The following is a 4965-nucleotide window of genomic DNA, read 5'->3' on the forward strand; positions in this document are numbered from 1 at the left end:
GCCCGGTGGGGGTCGCGGTGGGCTACGCCCTCGCCGACGTCCTCCCCACGGACACCCTCCCCACGGACGTCCCCGAGCCCGGGCCGGGGACCGACGGCGCGCCGCCACGCGTGGGGACTCCGGCGGCGAGTGTCCATCTCGAACAGCTCTCGGTGCGTCCGGAGCACGGGAGGTCGGGTCGGGGCCGGGCGCTGAGCCTGAGCGTGAGCGATTATGCACGCTCCCGTCGTGTGCGGAGGGTAACGTTGTCGACCTTCCGGACGGTGCCGTGGAACGGTCCGTTGTATGCGCGGTGAGGCTTCCGGGAACTGGTGGCGGCCGAGATGACCCCGGCGCTCGCCGACCTCGTCGCGCACGAGAGAGAGCTCGGCCTCGCCCCGAACTCCCGCATGCTGATGGCCATCGATCTCGACTGAGCGCCGGACCGGTGGGACCCGCGGACGACCCGCGGCTACGACCGGGTCCGCGGCAACCTCGACCGGCACGGGACGTACGCCTTGTCGGCGTTCCTCGGCGAGTAGGTCTATACGGCTGTGCGTGGACCGGCCAGTCCCGTGGGACCGTCCTACCGGTCTGACAGGCCGTGCCACGGCACCGGACGGCCAACACCGACATGCAATAATTACCTCTTTTGGCCGATGAGCGAAACCGTCGGACCTCTGTGGCTTACTTTGGGCGGTGAGCCTGGAGGAGGAACCTATGTTGCGGAACGTGATCAAGCCGACCCGGGAGGAGCTTGAGGCGCGCCGGAAGTCGATCTTGGATCGATATCGGCCTGACCGCTGACGAGCTTCGAGCCCGCTGCGACGCCTACGCGCTCACCGGCGACGAGTTCGAGGCACTCACCGAGCTGGAAAAGATCGACTACCTACTTGGTTGCGCACTGGCAGTTCCACGCGGAGCGCGGTGCATTCAGTGCCCTCCTTGCACATGCCGGCAAGAAAACGCCGCATGACTTGGCGCCCCTCCATCTTCCTGTGGGCGGGGCGCGGATGCGACCGTGTCTCGAGGACTTCATCCAGTTCCTGACTTCTGAATGCAGCTTCGATGCAAAGGAGGGTTGGCGCGCGGTCGTCGAGGCTGGCCGGATCCGTTGGCGTCAGCGTCAGATCGGCGCCCTGGTCCGCGATGCTCCCGAGGAAGCGATCCGGGTCTTGGAAGAGAACGGCTACGTAGTCACCCGCAGTAACGACCCGCTCGTGGGCAATGCGGAGAAGCTCGCCCGCTGGTGATGCTCCGGGCACGTCGCTGTGGCAGGTAGAGCAGGGCTCAGGCTGAACTTGTCTCGCAGCACAGCGCGCGGACCTGCGGACTACCCGCGACATGCATCCGTTGCCCACGTTGCGCGTCGTCGCCACCGCCTCGACGGTTAGACGCCGTCCTCCTGTAGCTTGCCGCTCCATATGTCGGTAGCAGGGGGCTGCAATGCGGATGCGGGGACCACGCATGTCGTTAGGTCTGGGAGGTTTCAACCTCTCCGGGCCGAGGATCGGCTTTGGTGGCGGCTGGGGTGGCGGGGGTCTGATCGGCTCACTCACCCAATTCTGCGTGGCTATGATCAAGCTCTGCATATTGATGGCGTGGTTCTCGGCGCTGCTCAGCTTGCAGCGCAGCACGATTACCGGGTTGGGCCACGGCCTGCCAGGCGCCTCGTCCATGCCGTCAGGATGGCCCGGCCGGCGCGGCCGCGCCGTATCCTTCGCGTGGGCTCCGGCATGGGTACCCGGCAGCTCAGGCTCTGGAGGTTGCCCCACGCCGGGTGTTCCACTCGGCTCGGCTGATCGCATAGACGTTGTTCGCCCTCCATGGGCCGACGTCAGCCACCTCCCGGAAGGTCATCCCAAGCTTGCGCGCGATCGCGTTTATCCCCGCGTTCTCCTGGTGCGTCGCCGTGATGAGCTCGTCGACGGGCAGCCGCTGGAAGCCGAAGTCGAGCGCTGCCCGGATCGCCTCGGTGCCAAGCCCTTGGCCCCAGCGATCGCGGCGGATCGACACCGCGACCTCGACTTCCGGCCAGCCGTCCGCGAAGTACGTCCCGGCCCGACCGAGGAACTCCCCCGTCTCCCGATCCTCGACCGCCCACATGCCATTGACCGCGGATCACCCACATGCCGATGAGATGGGTGACGAGACGCTCTGTTCCGGCCGCGCCGAAGGTGCCGTCGAGATACCACATCGTCTCAGGGTCGGCGTTCATCGCCGCGTACGGTTCAAGGTCCGCGGCCCGCCAACCACGCAGACCCAGCCGATCCGTGACGACCGTCGGTATCTCGAAGACGGACGGGGCGTCGTAGACGAAGGTCATACGTGGCCTCCGGTCAACGCAAGCCGCGGCCGGGCTTTCCATCGGTCCCAAAAGTCCCATACGGGCTCCACCGCCGGGTAAGAGCCGAACCCGGCGGCCACTTCGACGACCCGCGCGGAAACAGACGCGGTAGGACTGGCATCCAACAACGCAACAGCACGCCCGGCGACTGTCGCGGCCTCGTCGACCGCTGGCCGCTCGCGGTTGGTAAGGCTCCAGGCAAGCGCTAGCAACGCATTCCCGTAATCCTCATATCCGGTAGCGCGGTCGGTCTCGTAAGCGACGACGGCTCGACGGGCGATCGGATCGGCCTCGATACCGGCGCCGATGCGAGCGAGCACGCCGGCCTCGAACATGGCCGCGGTCGCCTGCCCGAACGGGCTGCACCCCGGCTGCAACGGTAGATCTGTCACCGAGGTGCGCATCCGGTTCAACGCCGCCCGGGTGCCGCCGACATCGCCGAGCGCGCCGAGCGCCCGCGCTTCGTACGCGGCCATACGGGCACGGGTGTACGGGCCGTCGGCCACCGCGGCGGTCCGCTGCGCCGCGGTGGCCGCTTCCCGGTAGCGCCGGCCGTAGAACGCCAGCGTGGACAGCATCTCTCCCACTGACGCGGCCATCACGACATCGTTGGTCTGCTCGGCATGCTCACCCGCGAGGCGCACGAACCGGCGGGCGGTGACGGTGTCACCGAGGTTGAACGCCAGCCTGCACAGCATGTACGAGGCGTAGCCAGCCGCAACAGTCAGTTGCACCTGCGACCGTGCACGGGCACCGCCGCTACGCAGGAGTGTGTGTGCCGACTCCCAGGTTCTCCACACCTTCGGCGCGAGCTGGTGATGCGGCTCGATGGTGAACGCGGTAGCATGGTTGTTAATCGAGTCGTCGATCTCGTCGAGGGTCAGAACATCCGGTCCGGATGTCGTCCACTGCCGGTAGGTCTCTGCTGCAACGAGCCCTGCCGCGGCGAACTCGAAGACCTGTCACCTGTCCGTCGTGACCATCTCCTCTTCCGTCGTCTGCTGTTCAGCGTCCACGGCGGTTCCCGTCCCGGCAACTTCCTCCAAGCCCCGGAGTCGTTGTGCGGCTTGGGCGGCCCGGATTCGCTCTCCCAGGTCGGTCAGCTCGCTGCCGGTTCCGAAGACCTTGTCCAGGGCTGCGAGGACGTGGCCTGCCGGCAGCGGCCCCGCGTTGCGGATCCAGCCGACGATTCCCCGAGAGCAGCTAGGGCGGCGTGGCCGCCACCCTTTCGTATGAGAATTTGAGTCCGGCCGCGGGACGCCTGTGGTCCTGATGTTGGCTGACGGATCGTTTCGGCCCGGCATCGCCGAGGCCCGTGCAGCATCTCCGATGCTGTCCGGATCGGCGTCGGCGTTCTCTGGTGCTCAGAGCCCGTCCAAGAGTATGGCGGTGGAGGTCCTGTGGCACTCTTTTCTGCTGCTACGAGCGCGTTCCTCAGTTTCCTGTGGTCAGGGCCTCTCCGGACAGCGCCTACAGGTCGCTGACGACGGAGGGCTGGCAGATGCAGGTGTTATTCCCGCGATGCGCAGGTCTTGACGTGCACCGAGACACGGTTGCCGCGGCGGTGCGCATCCAAACCGGTTCGGGTAAAGCCGTCACCGAGGTCCGGACGTTCACCACAACCGGGGGCTCGCTCGGACTACTCGCGGACTGGCTCACCGAGAACCGAGTGACGATCTTTGGGATGGAATCGACAGGCGTCTACTGGAAACCGGTATTCCACATGCTGGAAGACCGGTTCGAGTGCTGGCTATTCAACGCCACCCACGTCCGAAACGTACCAGGCCGAAAAACAGATGTCGCGGACGCGGCCTGGATCTCGGACCTCGTCGCGCACGGTCTGGTACGCGCCTCCTTCGTGCCGCCGAAACCCCAGCGGGACCTGCGTGACCTGACCCGGGCCCGACGGATCGTGGTCGAGGAGAAGACCCGGGAGATCCAGCGGCTGGAGAAGCTGATGCAGGACGCCGGCGTGAAACTCACCAGCGTCGCCTCCAAGCTGCTCGGGGTCTCGGGCCGCGCGATCCTGGAGAAGATGATCGAGGGAGAGCAGTCCCTGGAGTATCTGGCCGATCAGGCCCGCGGCCGACTCCGCCGCAAGATCCCACAGCTACAGGAGGCACTCGCGGGAACGTTCCGCTCCGGGCACCACGGGTTCCTCGCCGCGCAGCTGCTCGCACGGATCGACCTGTGTGACGAGCAGATCGACGAGCTCGACCACCGGATCGAGGTGATGATCGCCCCTTTTCGGGAGACGGTCGACCGGATCCGCACGATCACCGGAGTGGGTGAGGTCACCGCGACCGTGCTGCTCGCCGAGGTCGGCCTGGACATGAGCCGGTTCCCGACCGCCGGCCATCTCGCGTCCTGGGCGGGTATCTGCCCGGGAAACAACACCTCCGGCGGGAAACGCCTGTCCGGCCGGACCCGGCATGGTAAACAAGTGGTTACGTACCGCGTTGACCGAGGCCGCGCACTCCGCCGCTCGTAGCAAGGACACTTACCTGGCGTCCCACCACGCCCAGGTCCGCGGCCGCCGCGGGGTCCTCAAAGCCATCGGCGCGACCCGCCACGACATTCTCATCGCCTACTGGCACATCATCGCGAACAACACCGTCTACCAGGACCTCGGTGGAGAC

Annotated in this window: 3 protein-coding genes and 2 pseudogenes; 3 read left to right on the top strand and 2 right to left on the bottom strand. The window is 66.7% G+C overall.

What is annotated here, in order from left to right:
- Together AC08OJ_RS18565 and AC08OJ_RS18570 are read left to right on the top strand one after the other, a co-directional pair.
- Positions 1–296 (top strand): GNAT family N-acetyltransferase (locus AC08OJ_RS18565; protein WP_476596407.1); only part of this gene is annotated, 296 nt, incomplete at its 5' end.
- Between the two features lie 576 nt (positions 297–872).
- Positions 873–1232 carry a hypothetical protein gene (locus AC08OJ_RS18570; protein ID WP_476594406.1) on the top strand — a complete coding sequence of 120 codons (360 nt, stop codon included), beginning with the start codon at positions 873–875 and terminating at the stop codon, positions 1230–1232.
- Between the two features lie 499 nt (positions 1233–1731).
- On the opposite strand, the pseudogene AC08OJ_RS18575 reads toward AC08OJ_RS18570, so the two are convergent.
- Both AC08OJ_RS18575 and AC08OJ_RS18580 read right to left on the bottom strand, forming a co-directional pair.
- A pseudogene (locus tag AC08OJ_RS18575) lies at positions 1732–2305 on the bottom strand (GNAT family N-acetyltransferase).
- On the bottom strand, positions 2302–3060 hold the full coding sequence (locus AC08OJ_RS18580) for a hypothetical protein (protein WP_476594690.1): 759 nt from the start codon (positions 3058–3060) through the stop codon (positions 2302–2304). Before AC08OJ_RS18580 ends, AC08OJ_RS18575 begins: the two are co-directional and overlap by 4 nt.
- Before the next feature lie 767 nt (positions 3061–3827).
- Here AC08OJ_RS18580 and AC08OJ_RS18585 point away from each other — a divergent pair.
- A pseudogene (locus tag AC08OJ_RS18585) lies at positions 3828–4965 on the top strand (IS110 family RNA-guided transposase); the annotation flags it as partial.

This window comes from Frankia sp. CgKIO3 (assembly GCF_977946435.1).